The organism is Pseudomonas wadenswilerensis, assembly GCF_024749185.1.
GTDB classification, from domain to species: Bacteria; Pseudomonadota; Gammaproteobacteria; order Pseudomonadales; family Pseudomonadaceae; genus Aquipseudomonas; species Aquipseudomonas wadenswilerensis.
Window position 1 is genome coordinate 4,214,126 of the sequence record NZ_CP087191.1, and the last position, 23,485, is coordinate 4,237,610.

26 protein-coding genes and 2 pseudogenes are annotated in these 23,485 nt (G+C 62.0%); 14 read left to right on the forward strand and 14 right to left on the reverse strand.

Annotated features, from left to right (window positions below):
- Nucleotides 1-43: 43 nt before the first annotated feature.
- The gene (locus tag LOY45_RS19310) at nt 44-985 is read left to right on the forward strand and encodes a ZIP family metal transporter (RefSeq protein WP_115085866.1); all 942 of its coding nucleotides are present in this window, start codon (nt 44-46) and stop codon (nt 983-985) included.
- Here the strand turns inward: LOY45_RS19310 and LOY45_RS19315 are convergent.
- Both LOY45_RS19315 and LOY45_RS19320 read right to left on the reverse strand, forming a co-directional pair.
- Nucleotides 982-1,512, reverse strand: a complete 531-nt coding sequence (locus LOY45_RS19315) for a hypothetical protein (protein WP_115085865.1) — start codon at nt 1,510-1,512, stop codon at nt 982-984. The two genes, LOY45_RS19310 and LOY45_RS19315, sit on opposite strands and share 4 nt — an antisense overlap.
- Before the next feature lie 60 nt (nt 1,513-1,572).
- Nucleotides 1,573-2,097, reverse strand: a complete 525-nt coding sequence (locus LOY45_RS19320; protein WP_134061737.1) for an ankyrin repeat domain-containing protein — start codon at nt 2,095-2,097, stop codon at nt 1,573-1,575.
- 274 nt (nt 2,098-2,371) lie between these two features.
- Here LOY45_RS19320 and LOY45_RS19325 point away from each other — a divergent pair, with 274 nt between their 5' ends.
- Nucleotides 2,372-2,644: a DUF3509 domain-containing protein gene (locus LOY45_RS19325; protein WP_115085863.1), complete on the forward strand. Its 273-nt coding sequence runs from the start codon at nt 2,372-2,374 to the stop codon at nt 2,642-2,644.
- A 59-nt stretch (nt 2,645-2,703) separates the two neighbouring features.
- On the opposite strand, the gene LOY45_RS19330 is transcribed toward LOY45_RS19325, so the two are convergent.
- The 3 genes from LOY45_RS19330 to aroC are packed head-to-tail and all read right to left on the reverse strand — an operon-like array spanning nt 2,704 to nt 5,537.
- On the reverse strand, nt 2,704-3,222 hold the full coding sequence (locus LOY45_RS19330) for a 1,2-dihydroxy-3-keto-5-methylthiopentene dioxygenase (RefSeq protein ID WP_258578189.1): 519 nt from the start codon (nt 3,220-3,222) through the stop codon (nt 2,704-2,706).
- A gap of 36 nt (nt 3,223-3,258) precedes the next feature.
- A complete protein-coding gene (locus LOY45_RS19335) occupies nt 3,259-4,407 on the reverse strand; it encodes an MFS transporter (RefSeq protein WP_115085861.1) in 1,149 nt (382 codons plus the stop codon).
- Nucleotides 4,408-4,445: 38 nt separating this feature from the next.
- The gene (gene aroC / locus LOY45_RS19340) at nt 4,446-5,537 is read right to left on the reverse strand and encodes a chorismate synthase (RefSeq protein WP_258578190.1); all 1,092 of its coding nucleotides are present in this window, start codon (nt 5,535-5,537) and stop codon (nt 4,446-4,448) included.
- Nucleotides 5,538-5,670: 133 nt separating this feature from the next.
- Here aroC and LOY45_RS19345 point away from each other — a divergent pair, with 133 nt between their 5' ends.
- A complete protein-coding gene (locus LOY45_RS19345; protein WP_258578191.1) occupies nt 5,671-6,633 on the forward strand; it encodes an alpha/beta hydrolase in 963 nt (320 codons plus the stop codon).
- Nucleotides 6,634-6,739: 106 nt separating this feature from the next.
- On the forward strand, nt 6,740-7,537 hold the full coding sequence (locus LOY45_RS19350; protein WP_115085859.1) for a hypothetical protein: 798 nt from the start codon (nt 6,740-6,742) through the stop codon (nt 7,535-7,537).
- A gap of 84 nt (nt 7,538-7,621) precedes the next feature.
- Here the strand turns inward: LOY45_RS19350 and prmB are convergent, their stop codons facing one another.
- Entirely contained in the window at nt 7,622-8,530 is a 909-nt protein-coding gene (gene prmB, locus LOY45_RS19355; protein WP_115085858.1) for a 50S ribosomal protein L3 N(5)-glutamine methyltransferase, read from the reverse strand.
- 189 nt (nt 8,531-8,719) lie between these two features.
- Between prmB and LOY45_RS19360 the strand changes: the two genes are divergently transcribed.
- The 5 genes from LOY45_RS19360 (at nt 8,720) to LOY45_RS19380 (ending at nt 11,360) form a co-directional block, all read left to right on the forward strand.
- Nucleotides 8,720-9,310, forward strand: coding sequence for a cysteine hydrolase family protein (locus LOY45_RS19360; protein ID WP_010224084.1), 591 nt, complete (start codon nt 8,720-8,722; stop codon nt 9,308-9,310).
- Between the two features lie 76 nt (nt 9,311-9,386).
- Nucleotides 9,387-9,707: a hypothetical protein gene (locus LOY45_RS19365; RefSeq protein WP_115085857.1), complete on the forward strand. Its 321-nt coding sequence runs from the start codon at nt 9,387-9,389 to the stop codon at nt 9,705-9,707.
- A gap of 52 nt (nt 9,708-9,759) precedes the next feature.
- Complete coding sequence (locus LOY45_RS19370; RefSeq protein WP_134061731.1) at nt 9,760-10,317, forward strand: Smr/MutS family protein; 558 nt, start codon at nt 9,760-9,762, stop codon at nt 10,315-10,317.
- A gap of 69 nt (nt 10,318-10,386) precedes the next feature.
- Nucleotides 10,387-10,932 carry a GTP cyclohydrolase I FolE gene (gene folE / locus LOY45_RS19375; RefSeq protein ID WP_038994069.1) on the forward strand — a complete coding sequence of 182 codons (546 nt, stop codon included), beginning with the start codon at nt 10,387-10,389 and terminating at the stop codon, nt 10,930-10,932.
- A gap of 59 nt (nt 10,933-10,991) precedes the next feature.
- Nucleotides 10,992-11,360 (forward strand): glutathione S-transferase N-terminal domain-containing protein, encoded by a 369-nt coding sequence (locus LOY45_RS19380; protein ID WP_115085852.1) that lies wholly within the window; start codon nt 10,992-10,994, stop codon nt 11,358-11,360.
- A gap of 4 nt (nt 11,361-11,364) precedes the next feature.
- On the opposite strand, the gene LOY45_RS19385 is transcribed toward LOY45_RS19380, so the two are convergent.
- Nucleotides 11,365-11,967, reverse strand: a complete 603-nt coding sequence (locus tag LOY45_RS19385) for a glutathione S-transferase family protein (protein ID WP_115085851.1) — start codon at nt 11,965-11,967, stop codon at nt 11,365-11,367.
- A gap of 146 nt (nt 11,968-12,113) precedes the next feature.
- Between LOY45_RS19385 and LOY45_RS19390 the strand changes: the two genes are divergently transcribed.
- Nucleotides 12,114-13,307, forward strand: a complete 1,194-nt coding sequence (locus LOY45_RS19390) for a benzoate/H(+) symporter BenE family transporter (protein ID WP_258578192.1) — start codon at nt 12,114-12,116, stop codon at nt 13,305-13,307.
- A gap of 39 nt (nt 13,308-13,346) precedes the next feature.
- Here LOY45_RS19390 and LOY45_RS27065 read toward each other — a convergent pair whose 3' ends face one another.
- The 3 genes and pseudogenes from LOY45_RS27065 to LOY45_RS19400 form a co-directional block, all read right to left on the reverse strand.
- On the reverse strand, nt 13,347-14,228 hold the full coding sequence (locus tag LOY45_RS27065) for a methyl-accepting chemotaxis protein (protein WP_420832726.1): 882 nt from the start codon (nt 14,226-14,228) through the stop codon (nt 13,347-13,349).
- Nucleotides 14,208-15,473: pseudogene (locus LOY45_RS27070) on the reverse strand (HAMP domain-containing protein); the annotation flags it as partial. The pseudogene LOY45_RS27070 and the gene LOY45_RS27065, both read right to left, overlap by 21 nt.
- The gene (locus LOY45_RS19400; RefSeq protein WP_258578194.1) at nt 15,403-16,800 is read right to left on the reverse strand and encodes an aminotransferase-like domain-containing protein; all 1,398 of its coding nucleotides are present in this window, start codon (nt 16,798-16,800) and stop codon (nt 15,403-15,405) included. The pseudogene LOY45_RS27070 and the gene LOY45_RS19400, both read right to left, overlap by 71 nt.
- Before the next feature lie 112 nt (nt 16,801-16,912).
- Between LOY45_RS19400 and LOY45_RS19405 the strand changes: the two genes are divergently transcribed.
- Nucleotides 16,913-18,082, forward strand: a complete 1,170-nt coding sequence (locus LOY45_RS19405) for an MFS transporter (RefSeq protein ID WP_258578195.1) — start codon at nt 16,913-16,915, stop codon at nt 18,080-18,082.
- On the opposite strand, the gene LOY45_RS19410 is transcribed toward LOY45_RS19405, so the two are convergent.
- Entirely contained in the window at nt 18,075-18,836 is a 762-nt protein-coding gene (locus tag LOY45_RS19410) for an SDR family oxidoreductase (protein ID WP_115085847.1), read from the reverse strand. The genes LOY45_RS19405 and LOY45_RS19410 overlap by 8 nt on opposite strands.
- A gap of 230 nt (nt 18,837-19,066) precedes the next feature.
- Here LOY45_RS19410 and LOY45_RS19415 point away from each other — a divergent pair, with 230 nt between their 5' ends.
- Nucleotides 19,067-20,071 (forward strand): NADP-dependent oxidoreductase, encoded by a 1,005-nt coding sequence (locus LOY45_RS19415; protein WP_233673632.1) that lies wholly within the window; start codon nt 19,067-19,069, stop codon nt 20,069-20,071.
- On the opposite strand, the gene pyrF is transcribed toward LOY45_RS19415, so the two are convergent.
- Nucleotides 20,061-20,762 (reverse strand): orotidine-5'-phosphate decarboxylase, encoded by a 702-nt coding sequence (gene pyrF / locus LOY45_RS19420; protein WP_115085845.1) that lies wholly within the window; start codon nt 20,760-20,762, stop codon nt 20,061-20,063. The genes LOY45_RS19415 and pyrF overlap by 11 nt on opposite strands.
- A 178-nt stretch (nt 20,763-20,940) precedes the next feature.
- Between pyrF and LOY45_RS19425 the strand changes: the two genes are divergently transcribed.
- Complete coding sequence (locus LOY45_RS19425) at nt 20,941-21,108, forward strand: DUF2897 family protein (protein ID WP_010224101.1); 168 nt, start codon at nt 20,941-20,943, stop codon at nt 21,106-21,108.
- Between the two features lie 30 nt (nt 21,109-21,138).
- On the opposite strand, the gene LOY45_RS19430 is transcribed toward LOY45_RS19425, so the two are convergent.
- Together LOY45_RS19430 and LOY45_RS19435 are read right to left on the reverse strand one after the other, a co-directional pair.
- Nucleotides 21,139-21,933 (reverse strand): SDR family NAD(P)-dependent oxidoreductase, encoded by a 795-nt coding sequence (locus tag LOY45_RS19430; protein ID WP_258578196.1) that lies wholly within the window; start codon nt 21,931-21,933, stop codon nt 21,139-21,141.
- Nucleotides 21,934-22,076: 143 nt separating this feature from the next.
- Nucleotides 22,077-22,396, reverse strand: a pseudogene (locus tag LOY45_RS19435) (ComEA family DNA-binding protein).
- 422 nt (nt 22,397-22,818) lie between these two features.
- On the opposite strand from LOY45_RS19435, the gene LOY45_RS19440 reads away from it, so the two are divergent.
- Nucleotides 22,819-23,484, forward strand: coding sequence for an acetyltransferase (locus LOY45_RS19440; protein ID WP_258578197.1), 666 nt, complete (start codon nt 22,819-22,821; stop codon nt 23,482-23,484).
- Nucleotide 23,485: the final 1 nt, after the last annotated feature.

The following is a 23,485-nucleotide window of genomic DNA, read 5'->3' on the forward strand; positions in this document are numbered from 1 at the left end:
GCTGGTTACACTCGTTTCATCGAATTGCGCCAGAGAGGTCCCTATGCCACCCGCCCACAGCCACAGCAGCCCCGCCCCCGTCCCACTGTGGAACGCCTGGCTGCAACAGGCACAAAGTACTCCGTGGCTTAGCGCAGGCCTGGGCCTGAGTTTGCTGGTGGTGCTCGGTCTGCTGATCGCCAGTGCCTGGAATGCCGTGCATGGCGACCACCAGCAAAACCTGCACATGGCCATGCTCGGCGGCCTCGCCGGGTTTGCCGCCACCGCACTGGGCGCGGTCATGGCCGTGGTGCTGCGTGAAATCAGCGCGCGCACCCAGGATGTGATGCTCGGGTTTGCCGCAGGCATGATGCTCGCCGCCAGTTCGTTCTCGCTGATCCTGCCGGGCCTCGACGCAGCCCGGGAGATCACCGGCAACGGCCCTTACGCGGCACTGACGGTGGTGATCGGCATGGGCCTGGGCGTGCTGCTGATGCTCGGCCTCGACCGCTTCACCCCGCACGAACACGAAAGCACCGGCCCGTGCGGCCCGCAGGCGGACCGGATCAACCGGGTGTGGCTGTTCGTGCTGGCGATCACCCTGCACAACCTGCCCGAGGGCATGGCCATTGGCGTCAGCTTTGCCAGCGGCGACCTCAATGTCGGCCTGCCGCTGACCAGCGCCATCGCTATCCAGGATATTCCCGAAGGCCTCGCTGTGGCTCTGGCGCTGCGCGCAACCGGTCTTTCGACCTTCAAGGCGGCGCTGGTGGCGATCGGTTCGGGCCTGATGGAGCCCATTGGCGCCGTGATCGGCCTGGGCATTTCCACCGGCTTTGCCATTGCCTACCCGGTGAGCATGGGCCTGGCTGCCGGGGCGATGATCTTCGTGGTATCCCACGAAGTGATCCCGGAAACCCACCGCAATGGCCACCAGACTTCGGCAACCCTGGGCCTGATGGGCGGCTTTGCAGTGATGATGTTCCTCGATACCGCTCTCGGTTAAACGTGCACGGCAACCCGCAGCGCTTCCAGGGCCGGCGCTGCGGCGATGCCGACTTCAGCGCACAGCTCCAGCACTCGCGGCAGGTCGTCGTTGCCAACCAGTACCATCTGCAGCTCATCGTCGAGCAACTGGCTGAAGTTCATCAGCACATAGCCGCCGGCTTCCTTGTTCATCGCCCCCATTTGCACCTGGATGCGGTTGAGTGCGGTCAGCGGCTCGACCTTGGCCAACTGCTTGGGCTTGAGGTTGAACGGCACGGTCTTGTCAAAGGAGTCGACGATCTGGGCGAACAGGTCCTGGTAGGTATCGGCCTGGAACAACACGGTATCGGGCAGGCTGCCGACGACAATCCATTCACCCAGCGGGATCGGGAAGCTGTCGTCGTAGTTGATGTCCGGGTTGGCGGCGAGGAACGCCTGCGGGTCGGCATAGGCCTGGGCGGCTTCGTCGGCGATGCGCGCAATGTCTTCTTCGCGCATGCAGCCAGCGCTGATTTTGCCGATGAGTTCGACCAGTTGGGATTTCATGAAGGGGCCCTGCGACGGTGAAAAAAGTCGCCAAGGATAGCCGTAAAAGGCCCCGGAGGGTTAGCCGAGCAGCTTGAGCAACTGCTCGGTAGTCTCGGGAGCCCCCATGGTTTGCGCAGCGCCCAGGGCATCGGCGCCACGGGCGTCACGATGGCGTGGGTTGGCGCCCTTGGCCAGCAGGTAATCGACGATCACGGTGCGGTTGAACATCGCCGCCATCATCAGCGCGGTGCGCCCATCAGCGGAAGTGCCATCGACCTCGGCGCCTTTATCCACCAGCAGCTGGACCATCTCCAGGTTGCCCTTGAACGCGGCGCCGGCAATGGGCAGCTGTCCCTTGTCATTGGCAATCTGCGGATCGGCACCGTACTCGAGCAACACCGCGACGGCATCCAGATGCCCGTGGTAACTGGCAAGCATCAGCAAGGTGTCGCCATTGCCATTGCGCAGGTTCACCGGCAGGCCGTTTTCCAGCAAGCGCCCGAGCATTACCGCGTCGCCCTTGCGCGCCCGGTCGAACACCTCTTCGGCGAACGCCGCAGCCTCGTCGTCGTTCATGGGCGTGGGGCTACGTTGGTCAGACATGGGGAAACTCCTGGCTATCGGAAAGGCCCAAGTCTTTGTCAGGGAGCGCGCGGGGTCAACTGGGGATAAGTCATGGCCATGACAGAAGAAATCTATTGGCCGAGGCAGCACTGCAAAATGCACTGTGCAAAATGCACGACCATGCAGAATGCACGGCGGAGCGCTTCAATGAAATTTATAAACCATTGATTAATAAGCGATTTATTTAAAACAAAAGCTGGCACAGACGCTGCACCTGTCACTCCATGTCTGCCACTAACAGTCAGGAGCTGATATGGACCTTATCCAGGAAAAATTCGCCTCGGTATTCTCCGCCTACGACGTCACCACCCAGGCGCGCCCCGACGGTGGAATTCTGCTGACCCTGCGGGCAACGGACGGTACCCAGACCAAGCGCTCGATTTCTTATGCACAACTGCACAGTGCCGAACAGCTGTCGTGGGCGATCAGTGCGATTCGCCGCGACCTGGCTGAACAGGCCAGCGAGTTGCCGGTGATTTCGCTGTTGCAGAGCCAGCAGCGGTTTGCCTTGCCGACTTATCGGTAACTTCGCGGGGCAAGCCCGCTCCTACCTGTAGGAGCGGGCTTGCCCCGCGATGGCGTTTGTCAGTCGTCAAGCCGCGGGAAATTCTTGGCAATCGAATCGCCAGTAAACCGTGCAAGCCCACCTTCCGGCCGGTTGAACACCCGGATCGCCACGAACCGCGGCTCCTCGCCCATGTCGAACCAGTGCCGAACCCCTGCCGGCACGCCGATCAAATCGCCCTTCTCGCACAACACCGCATAGATGTAGTCCTCGATCCGCAGGCTGACCAGCCCGCGCCCGGCGGCGAAAAAGTGCAGTCGATCTTCGTCACAGGTATGTTCGGCGAGCAAGCTGGCGTCCGCTTCGCGGGTCACCTCGACACTGGCGTAACCGGTCTCGGCCTTCAGCGCATCGATACCAGGCTGATAAGCGCCGATCAGTTGCTGATCGCTGGCGCCCGCCTGGATGGGCGCGGCTGCCTGCCAACGCTCGAAACGCACGCCCTGCTCGGCCAGGGTCACGGCGATATCCTCCAGGTGAGTCAGTACCTTGTTGGGAATGTCCGGGGTGGACTGGTGATACACGCTAAGGCTGCTCATCGGGGCAACTCCTTACTACCGGTTTACGGCCAAGGCTCATGCCCTGTCCTCTTTCATTCGAAGTGCAATGATAACGGCTGCAGCCAGGGCTGCGACGCTGGCAATACTAAAGGTGGTAGCCGGCCCCAGCAGGTTCCAGCTGTACCCCGAGTACAAGGCGCCCAAGGCGCCGCCGGTGCCGGCGAGCGCTGCATACAGCGCTTGCCCCTGGCCTTGCTGGCGGGCGCCGAAGCTGCGTTGCACGAAGGCGATGGCGGCAGCGTGAAAGCTGCCGAAGGTGGCCGCATGCAAGACCTGGGCGAGCAACAGCACGCCCAGGTGCTCGGCAAAGTTGCCCAGCAACGCCCAGCGCACTGCCGCCAGGGCAAAACTGGCGAGCAGCACCCGGCGCAGCGACACCCGCGCCAGGATCCAGCTCATGGCCAGGAACATCAGCACCTCGGCCACCACCCCCAGCGCCCAGAGCATGCCGATGGTGCCGCGGCTGTAACCCAGGTGCTCAAGGTGCAGAGTCAGAAAGGTGTAGTACGGGCCGTGGCTCAGTTGCATCAATGCCACGCACAGGTAAAACGCGGCAACACCGGGGCTGGCCAGTTGCTTGAGAAAACCGCCGCTGGCGGTACGATCATTCTGCCCCGGTGGCTGGGCATTGGGCACCCAGACGCTGGCCAGGACGATACCGGCCATGATGATCACCAGCGTGACCGGGTAGATATCCAGGCTCAAGCCGTCGAACAGCCGGCCAAGGCCGACCACGGTGAGGATGAAGCCGATCGAGCCCCACAGACGGATCTGGCTGTAGCGTGCGGTCTGCCCTTGCAGGTGGGCCAGGGTGATGACCTCGAACTGCGGTAATACCGCATGCCAGAAGAACGCATGCAGGGCCATCACCAGCGCCAGCCAGGCATAGCTTTTGCCGAAAAAGATCAACGAAAAGGTCGCCAGGGTCGACACGGCGCCCACGCGCACGATCAGCAAGCGCTGGCCACTGCGGTCACCCAGCCAGCCCCACAGGTTGGGGGCCACGCAACGCATCAGCATGGGAATGGCGACCAGCTCGCCGATGCGCGCACTGGAAAAACCCAGGTGATCGAAATACAACGCCAGAAACGGCGCTGTCGAGCCGAGCAAGGCGAAGTAAAAGAGGTAGAAACTGGACAGCCGCCAGTAGGGAATCGGCGCCACGGCTCAGCGAGCCGCAGCGCGAATGGCAGGTGCCAGCATTACAGCTGGCCCAGCACCGGCGTCTTCACTCGCACGTCGGCGTTCTGCCCGCGGTGACGCAGCAGGTGATCCATCAGCACGATAGCCATCATTGCTTCGGCGATTGGCGTGGCACGGATACCCACGCACGGGTCGTGACGGCCTTTGGTGATCACTTCAACCGGGTTGCCATCGACGTCGATGGAACGGCCCGGGGTGGTGATGCTAGAGGTCGGCTTGAGGGCCAGGTGGGCAACGATTGGCTGACCGGAGGAAATACCGCCGAGAATGCCGCCGGCGTTGTTGCTGAGGAAACCTTCCGGGGTCAGCTCGTCACGGTGCTCGGTACCGCGCTGGGCGACGCTGGCAAAGCCTGCACCGATTTCCACGCCCTTGACCGCGTTGATGCTCATCAGCGCGTGGGCCAGCTCGGCATCCAGGCGATCAAAGATCGGCTCGCCCAGGCCAGGCATGACGCCTTCGGCCACCACGGTGATCTTCGCCCCGACCGAATCCTGGTCGCGGCGCAGCTGGTCCATGTACGCCTCAAGCTCCGGGACCTTGTCCGGGTCAGGGCTGAAGAAGGCGTTCTGCTCCACCGAGTCCCAGGTCTTGAAAGGGATTTCGATCGGGCCGAGCTGGCTCATGTAGCCACGGATGCGGATGCCCTGGCTGGCCAGGTACTTCTTGGCGATGGCGCCGGCGGCCACGCGCATGGCGGTTTCCCGCGCCGAGCTGCGGCCACCGCCGCGGTAGTCACGCTCACCATACTTGTGGTGATAGGTGAAGTCGGCGTGGGCCGGTCGGAACAGGTCCTTGATCGCCGAGTAGTCCTTGGACTTCTGGTCGGTGTTGCGAATCAGCAGGCCGATGGAGCAGCCAGTGGTGCGGCCTTCGAACACTCCCGAGAGGATTTCGACTTCGTCGGCTTCCTGGCGCTGGGTGGTGTGGCGGCTGGTGCCGGGCTTGCGCCGATCCAGGTCGTGCTGCAGGTCGGCCAGGGAAATTTCCAGGCCCGGCGGGCAGCCATCGACAATGGCGACCAACGCCGGACCATGGCTTTCGCCAGCGGTGGTGACAGTGAACAGCTTGCCGTAGGTATTGCCGGACATGCAGGACGCTCCGCGAATCAGCCAGATTTGAACAAGGCCGCCAGTATACGCAGGCTAACCATTCAGTTCATCCCTGACGGCGAACCTTCTGCGCCCGGCCCGGTCCAAACCGCACTCTCTCGATAGTGGCCTGATGATGTTGCGTATTGTTGCAGTAATCGCCCTGCTGTTCAGCGGCCTGGTCCAGGCTGCTGCCCCCACCGTATTCCAGCGCCCGGTCAGCCTCGACACCGGCAGCGGCGTGTTACATGGCAGCCTGCTGTTGCCGCGCACCGAGCAGCCGCCACCGGTGGTGCTGATCATTGCCGGCTCGGGGCCCACCGACCGCGACGGCAACAATCCTTACGGCGGCAACACCGACAACCTCAAGCAACTGGCCCTGACCCTGGCGAAAAACAATATCGCCAGCGTGCGCTACGACAAGCGCGGCGTCGCTGCGAGCCTGGCGGCCACCCCGGATGAACGCGACCTGACGGTGGAGCGCTACGTCGCCGACGCGGTGGCCTGGAGCCAGAAGATCAAGGCCGACCCGCGCTTCGGCCGCCTGATCCTGCTTGGCCACAGCGAAGGTGCGCTGATCGCCAGCCTGGCCGCCGAGCAAAGCGGCACCAGTGCCGTAATCAGCATCGCCGGCAGCGGCTGGCCGATCGACAAGGCGTTGCGTGCACAGATCTTTGAGCGGGTACCCGGGCGCTACATGGCCAGTGCCGGGGACATCCTCGATCGCCTTAAAAACGGCAAGACCTCCTCCCGGGTGCCCCTGCCCCTGCAGGACGTACTGCGCCCGAGCGTGCAGCCCTACCTGATTTCGCTGTTCCGCCAGGACCCGGCGGATGCCTTTGCCAAGGTCAAGGTACCGGCACTGATCATCCAGGGCACCCATGACTTCCAGGTCAATGTCGACAACGCCGAAATCCTCAAGGCCGCCAAGCCGGATGCCGAGCTTGCAGTGATCAAGGGCATGAACCACATGCTGCGCATTGCCCCCGAGGAAATCAGCCAGCAACGTGACAGCTATCTTGATCCGCAACTGCCGCAAGCGGCCGAACTGGGCCAGCGCGTTATCGACTTCATTCAGCGGTTGCCTGCCAGCTGAGGCCAAATCGCAGAAATTACGCCTCCAGCCCAGGACAATCCTGCCGATATAGCGGTGCTGGCATCGTCAATGCGACCAGCCCGCTGCGCACATGAGGATTGCCGTGATGACCGAAGCCGCCCCCCAGGACACCGCCGAGACGACTGCCGAGCAGGCAGCACCGGAGGCCGCCCCACTGCCCTGGGCCGATGTTGCCCCCGAACATTTCCAGATGCTGCGCCTGGCGCCGTTGCCGACCGACCGCAACAGCGGTGCGCGGCCGCTGCGCTTTGTCCAGTACGGCTATGCCGAACGCCACAACAAGCAGACCAGCCTGCTGCGCATGGCTATCCAGCTGCCGGCGCAAAAGGTGCGCAAGGAACAGAACCACCTGGATGTGTGGGTCGACCATGAAGAAAAACGCGTAACTTTCACCCCCGATTCAGGCCTGCAGATCGAGCCGCTGAACCGTGGCCTGGGGCGCTTCCTGCTGAACCAGGCAGTGCAATGGGCGCAGCGCAAGTGGCCGCATTACCGAGTCGAAGGTGCTGCCCTGCCAAGCAAGGACGCCCTCAACGAAGACACCCGCCTGCGCCGTGACCATGTGCTGCGCAGCCATGGCCTGGAGGTCGAGTACGCCGATGCCCAGCACCTGAAGGGGCGCTTTGTCGATGTGCAGGTCGGTGAACTCAAGGGCGGCTGGAACAGTGACAAGCTGCAGCGGGTCGAGATTCTCGATGCCGCGCAGATGCTGCAACAGGCCGAGCAGAGCTTGCAGGAAAAAGAGGCGCAACTGCGCGAGCGTGATGAGCGGGTCAGCAAGTACCGCCGTGAAGACAGTGGGCTGCGTTTTACCATCACCTGCCTGGTGGCCTTTGCGGTGTTTCAGGCGGGGTTGTTGATCTGGATTGCGACTCACCGCTAAAAAGCATCGCTGGCAAGCCAGCTCCCACAAGGGCAATTGTGGGAGCTGGCTTGCCAGCGATAGATTCACTGCAAACCTGAAGCCTTACACCTTCGAGGCAAACAACCCCTGGTGCTGACGGCACTGCTCAGCCGTGAGCATGAACACCCCGTGCCCGCCCCGCTCGAACTCCAGCCAGGCGAAATCCACTTGCGGATAAAGCGCCTCGACATGCACCTGGCTGTTGCCCACCTCGACAATCAACAAGCCCTTCTCGGTCAGGTGATCCGCTGCTTCGGCCAGCATCCGCCGCACCAGGTCCAGGCCGTCATTGCCGCACGCCAGGCCCAGCTCCGGCTCGTGGTGGTATTCCTCGGGCATGTCGGCAAAGTCTTCGGCATCGACATACGGCGGGTTGGACAGGATCAGGTCGAAACGCTGACCCGGCAGACCGGCGAAACCATCGCCCTGCACGGTATAGACGCGTTCTTCCAGGCCGTGACGTTCGATGTTCTGGTTGGCGACTTCCAGCGCCTCGAAGGACAGGTCGGCGAGCACCACCTCAGCCTCGGGGAATACTTCGGCACTGACGATACCGATGCAACCGGAGCCGGTGCACAGGTCGAGGATGCGTGCCGGCTCACCGGCCAGCCATGGCTCGAAGCGCTTTTCGATCAGCTCGCCAATCGGCGAGCGCGGGATCAGCACGCGCTCATCGACAATGAACGACAAGCCGCAGAACCAGGCTTCACCCAGCAAGTAAGCCGTGGGCACGCGGTCTTCGATACGGCGCTTGAGCATACGCTGCAGGTTGACCAGCTCATCGTCTTCCAGCTGGCAGTCGAGGTAGGCGTCGGCGACTTCCCAGGGCAGGTGCACCGAGCCCAGCACCAGCAGCCGCGCTTCATCCCAGGCGTTGTCGGCGCCATGACCGAAAAACAGGCCATGCTCGTGGAAACGGCTGACGGCCCAACGGATATGATCGCGCAGGGTGCGCAAGCGAGAAGTGATCACAACAGACTCCTTGAAAGACGACCTGCGATTCTAACAGCCCGGCCAAAGAAATGATCGGCAAAAACACCTTGTAAGGATATCGCCAAGGTGGCTGCAGGCCACTAACGACGCTGGTTGTACGCGAAGCGATTCACATAAGTGCTCAGGCAGGGGACAATAGGGTAAAAGCCCTATCCAAAGGAGCCCTTGATGTCTGTTCCAACGACGATGTTCCACCTCAGCGGTCGCGGTTATCCGCCGGCCAAGCTGAACAACGCCAGCCTGGTGATTATCGATGCGCAAAAGGAGTACCTCAGCGGTCCTCTGGCGCTCTCGGGCATGGACGCGGCCGTGGCCAACATCGCTAAAATGCTCGAGGCGGCCCGCAAGGCCGGGCGCCCGATCATCCACGTGCGTCACCTGGGTACCGTCGGCGGCATGTTCGACCCGCAGGGCCCACGCGGTGAATTCATCCCGGGCCTGGAGCCACAGGGTGACGAAGTGATCATCGAAAAGCGCATGCCCAACGCCTTCAAGAACACCACCCTGCATGAGACCCTGCAGAAATACGGCCACCTGGACCTGATCGTCTGCGGCTTCATGAGTCACTCCAGCGTCAGCACCACCGTGCGCCGGGCCAAGGATTACGGCTACCGTTGCACCCTGATCGAAGATGCCTGCGCCACCCGCGACCTTCCGTTCAAGGATGGCGTCATCCCTGCGGCGCAGATCCAGCAGAGCGAAATGGCGATCATGGCCGACAACTTTGCCTGTGTGGCGCCGACTACCAGCCTGATCTGAGCGACCGCCCGGCAGCCGGGCGGAACCACCTCACGGCTTTTCGGTCCAACGCCGGATATCCATAGAGGAAATCGGAATGAAAATATCCGATGGTTTTGATGCCAAGCGCTTGCGCCCCCGCACGCCCCGTAACTGGGGCATGCGCCTGGCTGCGGCGTTTTCGGCGTTACTGGCAACTGCCGGCGTGCTGCTGGCCATGGCCGGCGCCGCCAGCCTGCTGGGCCGCCCCGCGGCCCTGGGCGAGCTCAATGCCAACCCGGCTGGCGCCAGCATCTTGCTCGGCCTTGGCCTGTTACTGCTGTACCTGGGCATCTGGTTCTGGCGCCGCAGCCGCTTGCGTCTGCGCCGCAGCCGCGAGCTCAACCTGTCACCGCACCTGATGAAAAAACACGATTGACTGCACGCCTTAGGGGAGTCGCGTAAACTACGCCGCCCAGGCGGAGGCTTACATGCAAGACGACGAATTTTCCCTGTTCAAAAGCGAGATGCGCGGCGTCAAGCCGATCACGCATGATCGCGCCGAGGTCGGCAAACCCAAGGCCGACCGCAAAAAGCTGGCGAGCCTGCGCCAGGCCGCGACAGTGCGCAGCGACCAGACCGTGGTCGACGGCCTGTCGGACCAGTTTGTCATTGATGTCGGCCCCGAAGACGACCTGCACTGGAGCCGTGACGGCGTCCAGGAAAGCCAGATGCGCAAGCTCAAGCTCGGCCAGATCGGCTTTGAAGGCAGCCTCGACCTGCATGGCATGACCGTCGAAAAAGCCCGGGAAACCCTCTGGGCCTTCCTCGCCGAGGCCACCCGCTTCGAAGTGCGCTGCGTGCGCGTCACCCACGGCAAGGCGGTACGCCTGGATGGCAAGCGGCCGATGATCAAGAGCCACGTCAACACCTGGCTACGCCAGCACCCGCAAGTACTCGGCTTTACTTCGTGCCAGGCCCGCCATGGCGGTACGGGCGCGGTGTATGTCATGCTCAAGCGAACCATGCTCGAAGGCCGTGACGAGTAACGCCGTACTTGCAGCGCCGCCGTCGCCGCCGTACCCTTCGCGTTTGCGATAAATCCCACAGGTAGATCCATGTCCCTGGAACAGAACTACACCGCGATCCTTGGCCAGCTTGGCGAGGATGTCTCCCGCGAGGGCCTGCTCGACACGCCCAAGCGGGCTGCGAAGGCCATGCAGTACCTTTGCCGCGGTTATGAGCAAACCCTGGAAGAAGTGACCAACGGCGCCCTGTTCAGCTCCGATAACAGCGAAATGGTCCTGGTCAAGGACATCGAGCTGTACTCGCTGTGCGAGCACCACATGCTGCCGTTCATCGGCAAGGCCCATGTTGCCTACATCCCTGACGGCAAGGTCCTGGGATTGTCCAAGGTGGCGCGGATCGTCGACATGTACGCCCGTCGCCTGCAGATCCAGGAAAACCTCAGCCGCCAGATCGCCGAAGCGATCCAGCAGGTCACCGGCGCCCTGGGCGTGGCGGTGGTCATCGAGGCCAAGCACATGTGCATGATGATGCGCGGTGTGGAAAAACAGAACTCGACCATGATCACTTCGGTGATGCTCGGCGAATTCCGCGAAAACGCCGCGACCCGCAGCGAGTTTCTCAGCCTGATCAAGTAATCGGGCCAGACTGCAAGCCGACCTGTCGTGGTCGGCTTTTTTTATTCTGAGGAGTTGCCATGATCGTCAAAGCACTGCGTGTGGGCCTTGGCCAGTTGATTGTGTTCGGTGACTGGATCAGCCGCCCAGCCAAGCTCAAGCGCGACCCGGCCGCCCAGGCCCAGGTCGAACAGCAAGCCAGCGGCCTGAGCCTGTATCAGTTTCACGCCTGCCCGTTCTGCGTGAAAACCCGCCGCACCCTGCACCGCCTGAACGTGCCGGTGGCGCTGCGTGATGCCAAGAACAACGAACAGGATCGCCAGACCCTGCTCGCCGAAGGTGGCAAGATCAAGGTGCCATGCCTGCGCATCGAGGAAGACGGCAAGACCACCTGGATGTATGAATCCAAGGTGATCATCGACTACCTCAACAAGCGTTTTGCCGCCTGATCGCTCAACCGAGCATGGTCACGTGACGGGGATGGCTGGCCACACGCTCCAGCCATGCCTGAACGCCCGGGTATTCATTGAGGTCGAACCCACCCTGATGGGCGACATGGGTGTAGGCGTACAGCGCCACATCGGCGATCGAGTAGGTATCGCCCACCAGGTACGGCGTTAGCTGCAGCTGTTTCTCCATCACCCGCAGGGCCTTGTAGCCGCCCTTGTGCAACGTCTTGTACTCCTCCAGCCGGTCTTGCGGCAGCCCCAGGTAGAACTGGATGAAGCGTGCTACGGCAATGTACGGCTCATGACTGTACTGCTCGAAGAACTGCCATTGCAGCACCTGGGTGCGCAAGCGCGGTTCGGTAGGCAGGAATTCGCTGCCATCGGCGAGGAAGTTGAGAATCGCATTGGATTCCCACAGATAGGTGCCATCCTCGAGCTCCAGTACCGGCACCTTGCCGTTGGGGTTCATGGCCAGGAACGCCGGGGTTTCCGTCTCGCCCTTGAGGATATCCACCGAGTGCCATTCGTAAGGCAGGTCAAGCAGGTGCAGCATGAGTTTGATCTTGTAGCAGTTGCCCGACTGGTAGTCGCCGTAAACCTTGTACATCGCTCCCCCTCTTCGTAATGCTGAATCGAACCCGCGCCCATAGTTGGCGACTGTACGGCTAATTGCAATGCCTGCTGTATGGCAAAGATCAACAGTCTGCGCGTTAGTCTGAAAAAACTGCTTACACCCAGAACAAGGAAAGCCCCATGTCCGACGCCACGTCTGCGCAATTGCGCCCTTTGGCCGACTCATCCCCTTCCGCGGTCGTGGCCGGCTTCATCGCCATGCTCACCGGCTACACCAGCTCGCTGGTGCTGATGTTTCAGGCCGGCCAGGCAGCCGGCTTGACCACCGCGCAAATCTCCTCCTGGATCTGGGCGCTGTCGATCGGTATGGCGATATGCAGCATCGGCCTGTCGCTGCGCTATCGCACGCCGATCACCGTTGCCTGGTCGACCCCCGGGGCGGCGTTGCTGATCACCAGCCTGGGCGGGGTCAGCTACGGCGAAGCCATCGGCGCTTACATCACCTGTGCGGTGCTGGTGGTGATCTGCGGAATGACCGGCAGTTTCGAGCGCCTGGTCAAACGCATTCCGGCATCATTGGCCTCGGCGCTGCTGGCCGGGATCCTGTTCAAGATCGGCAGCGAAATCTTCATTGCCGCCCAGCATCGGACCGCGTTGGTGCTGGGGATGTTCTTCAGCTACCTGCTGATCAAGCGCGTGTCGCCGCGGTACTCGGTGCTGGCCGCTTTGGTCGTGGGTACCGGCCTTTCCGGCGCCATGGGCCTGCTTGATTTCAGCGGTTTCAGCCTGGAAGTGGCCACCCCGGTGTGGACCACGCCAAGCTTCTCCCTGGCCGCCACTATCAGCATCGGCATTCCGCTGTTCGTGGTTGCCATGACTTCGCAGAACATGCCCGGTGTCGCCGTACTGCGTGCGGATGGCTACCAGGTACCCGCCTCGCCACTGATCTCGGTAACCGGCCTGGCTTCGCTGGTGCTGGCGCCGTTCGGCTCCCACGGCATCAACCTGGCGGCCATCAGCGCGGCGATCTGCACCGGGCCGCACGCCCATGAAGACCCGAACAAGCGTTACACCGCGGCGGTCTGGTGCGGGATCTTCTACGGTATCGCTGGCGTTTTCGGCGCCACCCTCGCGGCGCTGTTCGCAGCCCTGCCCAAGGAGCTGGTGCTGTCGATCGCTGCCCTGGCGCTGTTCGGCTCGATCATGAACGGCCTGACCGTGGCGATGAACGAAGCCAAAGAGCGGGAAGCAGCGCTGATTACCTTCATGGTCACAGCGTCTGGCTTTACCCTGTTCTCGATCGGTTCGGCGTTCTGGGGGATTGTCGCCGGGGTGCTGACCTTGATGATCCTCAACTGGCGTAAATCGGCGTAGGCAAATCGCGGGGCAAGTCGGGGCACCCCAGCGCCGCTCCTACAGGCGAAAATGCCCGACCATGCCCTTCAAGTCGTTGCCCAGCTGCGCCAGCTCGATACTTGAGCTGGCGTTGCCTTGCATGGCCAATGCCGACTGATCGGCGCTGCTGCGGATCTGGGTGACGCTGCGGTTGATTTCCTCGGCCACCGAGCTCTGCTGCTGCGCTGCCGCAGCAATCTGCTGGTTCATCTGCTGGATCAACGACACCGCTGCGGCAATGCTGCCCAGTGCGCTTTCAGTGTGCAGGGCATCGCTGACGGCCAACTTGACCAGCTCGGCACTGCCCTGGATCTGCGCTACCGAAGCCTGGGCACCGCTGCGCAAGCTGCTGACCAGGCGCTCGATCTCCTCGGTCGATTGCTGGGTGCGCCGCGCCAGTGCCCGCACCTCGTCGGCAACCACGGCAAAGCCCCGGCCCTGCTCGCCGGCCCGTGCAGCTTCGATGGCGGCGTTGAGCGCCAGCAGGTTGGTCTGCTCGGCGACGCTCTTGATCACCTCCAGCACCTGACCGATGTTCTGCACTTCGCTGCTGAGGTTGTCGATGCTCTGGCTGGCCGACTCGGCGGAACTGGCCAACTGCTCGATTCGCTGCATGCTCTGGCGCACCACCTGCTGGCCGCTCTCGACCTTGTCATCCGCCGTTTGCGCCGCCAGGGCGGCTTCTTCGGCGTTGCGTGCAACATCATGCACGGTGGCGGTCATCTGCTGCATGGCGGTGGCCACCTGCTCGGTCTCGTCCTTCTGACTGTTGACCTCGCGATTGGTCTGCTCGGTGACCGCCGACAGCGACTGGGCGTTGCTGGCCAGTTGTTCGATGCCGTTTTGCAGGCCACTGACGATCGCGCTCAAGCCTGTGCCCATCTGCTGCATGGCCAGCATCAGCTGGCCGACCTCGTCACGCCGATCGATACTGATTTCGCCGCGCAGGTCGCCGGCGGCAATCTGCTGGGCCCGGCCCATTACCTGCCGCAACGGCCCGACCACCGCGCGGGTGATCAACCAGGCCGCCAGCACGCCCGCCAGCAATGCCAGCAGCGAGGCAGCGAGGATCAGCACGGCGTTGCGCTGCAACTCGCCTTGCATGGCCTGGTCTTCAGCGAGATAGGCTTGATCGACCTGACGGGTGACCTGCTCGGCCCGCGCCTGCAATTGCTGCTTGAGCTGCTGCTCACGGCCAAGCAGATCGGTGTACTCGGCAAGCTTCTCGCTGAAACTGGCGATATGCGTGCTGACTTCGCCAAGCACGGTTTGATAGCCGGCGTCGGTTACCGCAGCCTTCAACTGCTCGACCAGGGCAGCGGCTTGTTCAGTCTGTTCGATGCGCCCCTGGCGCGCATCTTCGGCGCCCTTGCGGTTCTGCTCCAGGCGCACCCGCGCCTCATCCATGGCCTGCAACATCAAGCGGGCAACCTGAGCGACTTGCCCGGCCTGCTCTACGAACTCGGCGCCCTGCTGGCCCTGGGTGTCCTTGAGGGTATAGGTGCCGTCATCGGCCAGCCCCGACTGCAGCACATCGAGGTTGTTGGCAACACTGGAGACTGACCAACTGGCCATGTCCAGCGCCAGCTCCTTGGCCTGGGTCAGCTCGACGAACTGGTCGAAGGCCTGGCGGTAATCGTTCAGCGCCTGCTCGACGCCGCTCAGTTGCGGCAGCGCCCGTGCTTGCTCTTGCAGGGCTTCGAGGCGCTGGTGCACTGCTTCTACCGCCTTGGGATCGGAGCGCAGGGCGAATGCCTGTTCCTGCAAGCGAGTGTCGAGCAGCGCGGTATTGAGCGCCGCCATCTGCTTCAAACCGTCGAAGCGTTGCCCGACGCTATGCAGGGCGGCAACTCCCGCTGCCGCCACCACGGCAGTCAGCAGCAAGACCAGGGCAAACCCCAGCCCGAGCTTGCGGGCCATGCCCAGGTTGGCGAAAAAACCACGCTTGGCCGAACTCATCGCACTTCCCCCTGCTGCCCGCAAATGCATCAAGCGTGAAGAGTGGCAATGGCGTGGCTGGTGGCACAAGATCCCGGCGTCGGAATAATGGCAAAAAGCTACAGTTGCGTCGTTTTCAGGACAGCCGAGGTCGCCCGGCGCGCTGGAAGAACGTCTGTGCCCGTTGGTACTGGGCATAGGCGACATTGATCCGCAACCAGTCGCAGGCAGCGCCCAGGGGATCGAAGGCACTGCCCGGCGCCAACAGCACCGAACAGGCCTGCGCCTCGTGGTTGAGCTCGGCAAAACTGCGCCCCGGGCAACGGGCCCAGACGAACATGCCGCCATAGGGCTCGGTGAACACTTCCCAGCCGTTGGCCTCCAGTTGCCCCAGGGCCTTGGCCATGTGCTGGGCCAGGCGCAGGCGCAGGCGTGCCGTGCTTTTTCGGTAGCTGCCGTTGCCAAGCATCTGCGCCACCACCTGCTCGGTAAAGCGCGAAGTCCCCAGCCCGCTGACCATTTTCAGTTCTGCCAGGCGGGCGACCAGCTCAGGCCCGGCCACCAGGTAGCCGACCCGTAGCGAACTGCTCAGGGTCTTGGAGAAACTGGCCAGGTAGATCACCCGCTGCTCGGCATCCAGGGTTGCCAGACGCGTGACTGTACCGTCCTGAAAGTCCGCGTAGATGTCGTCCTCGATGATCAGCAGGTCATGTTCACGGGCCAGTTCCAGCAAGCGATAGGCGACCTTGGGCGACAGGCTGCTGCCGGTGGGGTTCTGGTACAGGCTGTTGATGTACAGGCAGCGCGGGCGGTGCTGCTTGAGCAGGTCCTCCAGCACCTGCAGATCGGGACCGTGCGGGGTACGCGGCACTTCGAGCATGTCGACTTGATGCAGGCGCAACAGGCTGTACAGGTTGTAGTAACCCGGGCTTTCCACCAGCACCTTGTCACCTGGCTTGAGCAGGGTGCGCACCAGCAGGTCGAGGGCGTGGCTGGCGCCCTGGGTGGTGAGGATCTGCTCGGGCGCGGCGTGGATGCCGATCTGCCCCAGGCCCTTGTGCAATTGGGTACGCAGGCTGGCCAGGCCCAGTGGCGGGCAATAGTCGATCAGGTCATCGACCGCGCCACGGCTGACCTGACGCACTGCCTGGGCAATCGCCTCGGTGGCGCGCCAGCTGGAGGGCACCCAGCCACAGCACAGCTTGAGCAGCTCGCCCGGATCGTCCGTGAATTGCTGCCAGCGGCTGTCGAACGCTTCGTCGCGGATCGGCTGATCGACCAGAGGTGTCTTGAGGCGCTGTTCAGCGACAAAAAATCCGGCGCCATGGCGCGCCTCCAGCCAGCCTGCTGCCACCAGCCGGTCGTAGGCTTCGATCACGCAGGACTGGCTGACGCCCTGCTCCCGGGCCAACTGACGTATCGACGGCAAGCGGCTACCGGGACGCAAGCGCTGGCCTTCGATCCAGGCCTGCAGTTGCCCAGTCAATTGCTGTGCCAGCGGGATGGCGGAGTGACGATCAAGGCTGAGGTGCATGGCAAAGTGTTCGCAGATTTTGTCCGAACAGTTAATCACAAAACCCTTGCCAGTGTGCCTTGTGAGGCCCTGCTGATCACCGGATAGTCGGCCCATCGACAAGGAGCCGACCATGCCCACCCAGCGCCACCCTGCCCTACTGGCTTTTGCCCTGTGCCTGATCACCTTTGCGGTCAACCTGCAGGCACCGCTGTACACCGCTTACGCCGAGCTTTCCGGTTATGGCGCCGGGGCCACGGCAATGGCGTTCTCCGGGTATGTACTGGGGGTGATTCCAGTGTTGCTGTTGCTTGGCGGCCTGGCCGATCGGGTCGGGCGTCGCCCGCTGATCCTCGTCGCCCTGGCCTTGTCGATGTTCGCCACCCTGCTGATGCTGTTGGCCCCTGGCCTTGAAACCCTGGGCCTGGCGCGCCTGCTGCTCGGCATCGGCACCGCACTGGCGTCGGCCACCGGCACCGCCTACATGAGCGAACTGATGCACAGCGGCGACAACCGTCACGCCGCCACCTGGGTCACCGCCAGCACCTCGCTGGGTTTCGGCCTGGGTGCGGCGCTGACCAGCCTGTTCCTGCTCAGTGGTCCAAGCCTGACACCGGGCAGTTTTTACCTGCATTTGGCGCTGGCCTGCCTGGCGATGCTGGCGGTATGGCAGCTGCCCGACCGGCGCCTGGACAATCCCGCCGCCCTGTTGCGCCTGCCCTACTACCCAACCGGCAGCCTGCCCTATGGCCTGGCGATCCTGCTGGCCTGGGCCTGTGTCGGCCTGGTGATCGCCTTGCTGCCGTCGATCCTCAAACAGCATGGCCTGGCCAGTTGGTCGGGGTTTTCGACTTTTTGCGTGATCAGCTGCGGATTACTGTTCCAGCCACTGGCCAAGCGCCTGGCACCGGTGCGCGCCACGGCCATTGGCCTGGTGATATTGCCCTGCAGCTATGCGCTGCTGGCCTGGGGCGCGGACAGCGGCGCGCTGGCTGCCGTGCTGCTGGGCACCATCGCCGCCAGCAGCGCCTGCTATGGCTTTGTTTACCTGGGTGGACTGTCAGCGGTGAACACCTTGGCCGGTGAGGAAAAAACCCGCGCCAGCGCCGGCTTCTTCCTCTTGGCCTACATGGGCTTCAGCCTGCCGGTGATCCTCACCGGGCTGTTGGTCGACCGCCTCGGCCCGGGCACCGCCCTGCTGCTATTCGGCCTGGTGCTGCTGGCCGGTTGCCTGCTGGTTGGCCTGGCCCTGGTACGCAGCCACAAGGCGCTTGCCGTGCCGACGCTAGAAACCGTCAAATAGCCGTGGCGCCGCCATCGACTGCCAGGGCCTGGCCGGTGGTGAACGCAGCGCCATCGCTGCACAGGTAAAGCACGGCACTGGCAATTTCCTCGACCTTGCCAATACGCCCGACCGGGTGCATGGCTGCGGCGAATTCAGCCTTGCGCGGGTCAGCCTCATAGGCGCGGCGGAACATGTCGGTGTCGATCACCGCCGGGCACACGGCGTTAACACGGATCTTCTTCTTGGCGTACTCGATGGCCGCCGATTTGCTCAGGCCGATCACCGCATGCTTGGAAGCGCTGTAGATACTCATCTTCGGCGCGGCCCCAAGACCAGCCACCGATGCCGTATTGACGATGGCGCCGCCACCCTGGGCCAGCATCAATGGCAACTGGTACTTCATGCACAACCACACACCCTTGACGTTGACGCCCATGATCGCGTCGAACTCAGCCTCGCTGCCTTCGGCCAGGCGGCCCTGCTCGATCTCGATACCGGCGTTGTTGAAGGCGTAATCCAGACGCCCGTAGGCCTCGACCGTGCGCCCCATCAGCTGCCGCACATCCGCCTCGCGGGTGACGTTGCAGCTGACGAACAAGGCCTCGCCGCCGTTATTGCGGATCAGCTCGACCGTGCCTTCGCCACCGGCGGCATCAAGGTCGGCCACCACCACTTTCAAACCCTCGGCGGCAAATGCCAGTGCCGTCGCCCGGCCAATCCCCGCAGCACCACCGGTGACCAGGGCAACCTGGCCGGAAAAACTCATGCTCATCGCTAGCTCCTGCAACAAAGTGAGGTCAGTGATCAGGAGTCTAGGCAGCGATCCGCGGCGTTGGGCAGCATCATCAGGGCGCCGGTTGAAGCACTATCGGCGTGGGTGATTGTGTTGGCCAGGATCAATCAGCGCAGTGGATTACCGTGCATTCGCCAAGCGGGTAAACCTTGCCGACTGGCCAATCAGGGTCTATCAACAAGCATTGCCCTTCAAACGAGAGCCTTGCCATGACTGCCCAGACCAACCGCCGCTTCCTCCTCGCCAAACGCCCGACCGGCGCCGTCACCCGCGACGACTTCAGCTATGAACAGGTGCCGGTGGCCGAACCGGTTGAAGGTCAGATTCTGGTGAAGAACCTCTATCTGTCACTGGACCCGGCCATGCGCGGCTGGATGAACGAAGGCAAGTCGTACATCCCGCCGGTGGGCCTCGGCCAGGTGATGCGCGCCCTGGGCGTCGGCGAGGTGGTTGCCTCGAAACACCCGGGCTATGCCGTCGGCGATCACGTCAACGGCGCACTGGGCATCCAGGACTATTTCGTCGGCGAGCCCCAGGGCTTCTACAAGATCGATCCGAAACTGGCGCCGCTGCCGCGTTACCTGTCCGCCCTCGGCATGACCGGCATGACCGCCTACTTCGCCCTGCTCGAGGTTGGTGCACCCAAAGAAGGAGAAACCGTGGTGATCTCCGGTGCCGCGGGCGCCGTCGGCAGCATTGCCGGGCAGATCGCCAAGCTCAAGGGTTGTCGCGTGGTGGGTATCGCCGGCGGCGCCGAGAAGTGCCAGTACCTCAAGGATGACCTGGGCTTTGACGGGGTCATCGACTACAAGGCCGAAGATGTCCTGCAAGGCCTCAAGCGCGAGTGCCCGAAAGGGGTCGATGTCTACTTCGACAACGTCGGCGGCGACATTCTCGACGCCGTGCTCAGTCGCCTTAACTTCAAGGCGCGGGTAGTCATTTGCGGCGCCATCAGCCAGTACAACAACAAGCAGGCGGTCAAAGGCCCGGCCAACTACCTGTCACTGCTGGTCAACCGTGCGCGCATGGAAGGCTTTGTAGTGATGGACCATGCCGCCAACTATGGCAAGGCGGCGCAAGAGATCGCCGGCTGGCTGGCAACCGGCAAGGTGAAGAGCAAGGAAGACGTGGTCGAAGGGCTGGAAACTTTCCCCGAGACACTGTTGAAGCTGTTCAGCGGGGAAAATTTCGGCAAGCTGGTGCTTAAGCCCTGATCTCGGCGACCACCGCCGCCAGCGCCTGGGCGGGATCGGCAGCCTGGCTGATCGGACGACCGATCACCAGGTAGTCGGAGCCGGCATCCAGGGCCTGGCGCGGGGTCAGGATGCGACGCTGGTCGTCCTGGGCGCTGCCGGCCGGGCGGATCCCAGGAGTGACCAGTTGCAGCGACGGGTGCGCAGCCTTCAGTGCCGGCGCTTCCAGCGCCGAGCACACCAGCCCGTCCATGCCGGCCTTCTCGGCCAGTGCCGCCAGGCGCAGCACCTGCTCTTGCGGCTCGATATCCAGGCCGATGCCGGCCAGGTCTTCACGCTCCATGCTGGTCAGCACGGTCACGCCGATCAGCAACGGCTGCGGGCCGCTGCGCTGGGCCAGCACCTCACGGCAGGCCGCCATCATGCGCAGGCCACCGGAGCAATGCACGTTGACCATCCACACGCCCATCTCCGCGGCGGCCTTGACGGCCATGGCGGTGGTGTTGGGGATATCGTGGAATTTCAGGTCGAGGAACACTTCGAAGCCCTTCTCGACCAGGGTTTCGACAATGCCCGATGCGCTGCTGGTGAACAGCTCCTTGCCGACCTTGACCCGGCACAGTGCAGGATCGAGCTGATCGGCCAGCTTCAGGGCGGCGTCACGGGTAGGGAAATCCAGGGCGACGATGATGGGCGTCTGGCAGGCGGACATGGGCGGGTCTCTTGGCAAGTCTTGAACGGCGCGCATTGTAAACGAAGCGGCGGCCCGTGGGGGGCCGATGATCGCGAAATGGCCGCCAAACGGGCCGCCCCCTATAATTGAACCAATGAATGATGCTTTGGCTCCAACGAACAGGAGCGGCGTCATTCCCCGCCCGAAGGAGAACTACATGCCCTGGTACGCCTGGTTGATTCTGGTGCTCGCAATCGGCTCCATCGTCGGTGGCCTGATGCTATTGCGTGATACCGCGAAAAAGCTGCCCCTGACCGAGGAGCAGCTTAAACGTGTGCATGAGCGCAATGCCGAGATGGATGCCAAGGATGCGCAGGACCGCTGAGCCTTCTGCACGGCCCGGCAACGCACGGCGTTACTTATAGCGCGCCGCCGCCGAACTGCGCGACAGATTTGGCCCCAGAGCATCCCGGGCCTTGATATAAGCCTGCCAATCCATCGCCTGCGGCAGTGAAGGAATAGTCACCAGCTCCTTCTGGTCCAGACCGCTGAGCGCGGCGTCAACCATCTCCCCTACTTCCATCACCATCTGCGGGTCGATTTGGGTTACATCAAGGCCGGAGCGCTCGAAGATTTCCGTACGGGTGACCCCGGGCAACACGACCTGGACCTGCACCCCTTTATCTTTCAGCTCACCATGCAGCGTCTGGCTGAGGCTCAGGACATACGCCTTGCTCGCGCTGTAGACCGCGTTGAACATCTCTGGCGCCAAGGCCACGACCGAGGCGATGTTGATGATTGTGCCGCGCCCGGTGTTGGAGAATCGCATTGCGGCGGCGGATGCAAGGCGAGTGACGGCGACGATGTTGAGTGCGACCAGTGCATCGATATGTTCTGGCTTGGTGTCTGCCAGGGTGCCATGCAGGGCGATTCCGGCGTTGTTTACCAGCACGCCGATAGCCTCATCGCTACGCAAGCGTTGCTCCACTTGTGCCAGGTCAGCGGGCTCGCCCAGATCGGCAGAAAGCACTTCCACATTAACCCCATACTTTGTCATCAGGCCGGCAGCCAGCGCTTCAAGCCGCTGACGATTGCGGGCGACCAGTAACAGATCGTGTCCTCGAGCAGCTAGACGCTCGGCATAAACCGCACCGATTCCGGAAGAAGCACCCGTGATAAGTGCGGTAGCTGTGGCCGAAAGATTTGGCATTGCGGTGGTCTCCTAGGGTGTTCAGAAGAGAGATGTGCAGTGCCAAAACAAAATATTACCATTGTAATATTTAAGCAACTGGAACCGACCGAAGGCATGCACAAATAAAAAAGCCGGTCAATGACCGGCCCCTTCCCTGAAAGTCAGTTGACCACAAGCTTGTCGCGATTGCGGTCCAGCAATGCTTTTCCGATGCCTTTGATTTCCAGCAGTTCATCCACGGAATTGAATGCTCCGTGCTCTTCGCGGTAGGCGACGATGGCTTCGGCCTTGGCTTTGCCAATGCCGGTCAGAGTGGATTGCAGAGTGATAGCGTCGACCTGGTTCAGGTCCAGTTTTGCGACCGGTTGTGTAGTGACCATGACGGTCGAGGGGGGGAATCGGTCGTCGGGGCGGCACTCAAGGAAAAGGAAACACAGGCGAACAGCGGCAGTAAGAGATAGGACAGGACAGTATTGCGCATGAGATAAGACTCCTTGGTGAAAGGTTGCGAAGGCAGCTTTTCCTTGGCTGCCTTGTGAAACCTAGCCCCTGCTAGCGAGGAGTCAAAGAGTAGTAAGGGTTGATTCATTTCAAAATCAATCTGATATCAAGCATCCGCCCTTCCGGAGCGCTACTTAGCCAATGGCAGACACTACCAGTGCACACCTACCGCTCAAAGGGCCGGGCGCCAGAACTCGATGCCTAAAACGTGACACTGAAAGTCCAATCAAGTTGCTTACGTACCAAGTATCTTGCGGCCGGACAGGCTCAAACAGCGTTCAGCAGCGCCGCAAGAAACGCTGCTAACACGTGCAACGCTTAACAAATACCCCAAGACTGGCTCAGCGTAATTATGCTACATTCCAACCAATTTTCTCAGGGACATGCATAGAGGAGCAAGGCGTGATCATATATGCAATCGTCGGCGCAGGCGGATTCGGCCGAGAAGTAATCCCCATCGCTAAAGAGCGGCTGATGCTTTCCGAGCAATCAGATTTTCGCTTGATCTTTGTTGATGACGGCGAACTACCGACCACCATCAACGGTTACGATGTTCTAACCTCCGAAAAGTTTGCAAACCTAGCGGCGGACAAAAAATTCTTTAACGTCACCATTGGCGATAGCAAAATCAGAGAAAAAGTCACAAATGATATGCTTGCCATCGGCGCAGAAGCTTTCTCAATTTACGCATTAAACAGCACAGTTCTTGATAATAATCAGCTGGCTGAAGGTATGATTTTGTGCCCTTTCACCACTATCACATCGAATGCAAAAATAGGTAAATATTTCCACGCAAACATCTACTCCTACGTCGCTCACGATTGTGAAATTGGTGACTTTGTAACATTTGCCCCATCTGTAAAATGTAATGGCAATGTAGTTATTGAAGATCACGTCTATATAGGCACAGGCGCAATTATAAAACAGGGTCGCAGCGGAAAACCATTAACGATTGGAACCGGAGCAATTGTAGGCATGGGCGCTGTTGTTACGAAGAATGTTCCAGCAGGTGCAATCGTTGTCGGCAACCCAGCTAAACCATTACCACGCAAAGGCTTGGGGGGATAAC

What these genes read in the sequence shown, in the direction of transcription:
- LOY45_RS19405 (WP_258578195.1), top strand. Translation starts at nt 16,913, where the DNA reads ATGCCCACCCAGCGCCACCCTGCCCTACTGGCTTTTGCCCTGTGCCTG.
- LOY45_RS19410 (WP_115085847.1), bottom strand. Translation starts at nt 18,836, where the DNA reads ATGAGCATGAGTTTTTCCGGCCAGGTTGCCCTGGTCACCGGTGGTGCT.
- LOY45_RS19380 (WP_115085852.1), top strand. Translation starts at nt 10,992, where the DNA reads ATGATCGTCAAAGCACTGCGTGTGGGCCTTGGCCAGTTGATTGTGTTC.
- aroC (WP_258578190.1), bottom strand. Translation starts at nt 5,537, where the DNA reads ATGTCCGGCAATACCTACGGCAAGCTGTTCACTGTCACCACCGCTGGC.
- LOY45_RS19325 (WP_115085863.1), top strand. Translation starts at nt 2,372, where the DNA reads ATGGACCTTATCCAGGAAAAATTCGCCTCGGTATTCTCCGCCTACGAC.
- LOY45_RS19345 (WP_258578191.1), top strand. Translation starts at nt 5,671, where the DNA reads ATGATGTTGCGTATTGTTGCAGTAATCGCCCTGCTGTTCAGCGGCCTG.
- LOY45_RS19400 (WP_258578194.1), bottom strand. Translation starts at nt 16,800, where the DNA reads ATGCACCTCAGCCTTGATCGTCACTCCGCCATCCCGCTGGCACAGCAA.
- LOY45_RS19370 (WP_134061731.1), top strand. Translation starts at nt 9,760, where the DNA reads ATGCAAGACGACGAATTTTCCCTGTTCAAAAGCGAGATGCGCGGCGTC.
- LOY45_RS19365 (WP_115085857.1), top strand. Translation starts at nt 9,387, where the DNA reads ATGAAAATATCCGATGGTTTTGATGCCAAGCGCTTGCGCCCCCGCACG.
- LOY45_RS19315 (WP_115085865.1), bottom strand. Translation starts at nt 1,512, where the DNA reads ATGAAATCCCAACTGGTCGAACTCATCGGCAAAATCAGCGCTGGCTGC.
- LOY45_RS19430 (WP_258578196.1), bottom strand. Translation starts at nt 21,933, where the DNA reads ATGCCAAATCTTTCGGCCACAGCTACCGCACTTATCACGGGTGCTTCT.
- LOY45_RS19390 (WP_258578192.1), top strand. Translation starts at nt 12,114, where the DNA reads ATGTCCGACGCCACGTCTGCGCAATTGCGCCCTTTGGCCGACTCATCC.
- LOY45_RS27065 (WP_420832726.1), bottom strand. Translation starts at nt 14,228, where the DNA reads ATGCTGGCCATGCAGCAGATGGGCACAGGCTTGAGCGCGATCGTCAGT.
- pyrF (WP_115085845.1), bottom strand. Translation starts at nt 20,762, where the DNA reads ATGTCCGCCTGCCAGACGCCCATCATCGTCGCCCTGGATTTCCCTACC.
- LOY45_RS19360 (WP_010224084.1), top strand. Translation starts at nt 8,720, where the DNA reads ATGTCTGTTCCAACGACGATGTTCCACCTCAGCGGTCGCGGTTATCCG.
- LOY45_RS19320 (WP_134061737.1), bottom strand. Translation starts at nt 2,097, where the DNA reads ATGTCTGACCAACGTAGCCCCACGCCCATGAACGACGACGAGGCTGCG.
- LOY45_RS19385 (WP_115085851.1), bottom strand. Translation starts at nt 11,967, where the DNA reads ATGTACAAGGTTTACGGCGACTACCAGTCGGGCAACTGCTACAAGATC.
- LOY45_RS19330 (WP_258578189.1), bottom strand. Translation starts at nt 3,222, where the DNA reads ATGAGCAGCCTTAGCGTGTATCACCAGTCCACCCCGGACATTCCCAAC.
- LOY45_RS19350 (WP_115085859.1), top strand. Translation starts at nt 6,740, where the DNA reads ATGACCGAAGCCGCCCCCCAGGACACCGCCGAGACGACTGCCGAGCAG.
- LOY45_RS19310 (WP_115085866.1), top strand. Translation starts at nt 44, where the DNA reads ATGCCACCCGCCCACAGCCACAGCAGCCCCGCCCCCGTCCCACTGTGG.
- folE (WP_038994069.1), top strand. Translation starts at nt 10,387, where the DNA reads ATGTCCCTGGAACAGAACTACACCGCGATCCTTGGCCAGCTTGGCGAG.
- LOY45_RS19415 (WP_233673632.1), top strand. Translation starts at nt 19,067, where the DNA reads ATGACTGCCCAGACCAACCGCCGCTTCCTCCTCGCCAAACGCCCGACC.
- LOY45_RS19425 (WP_010224101.1), top strand. Translation starts at nt 20,941, where the DNA reads ATGCCCTGGTACGCCTGGTTGATTCTGGTGCTCGCAATCGGCTCCATC.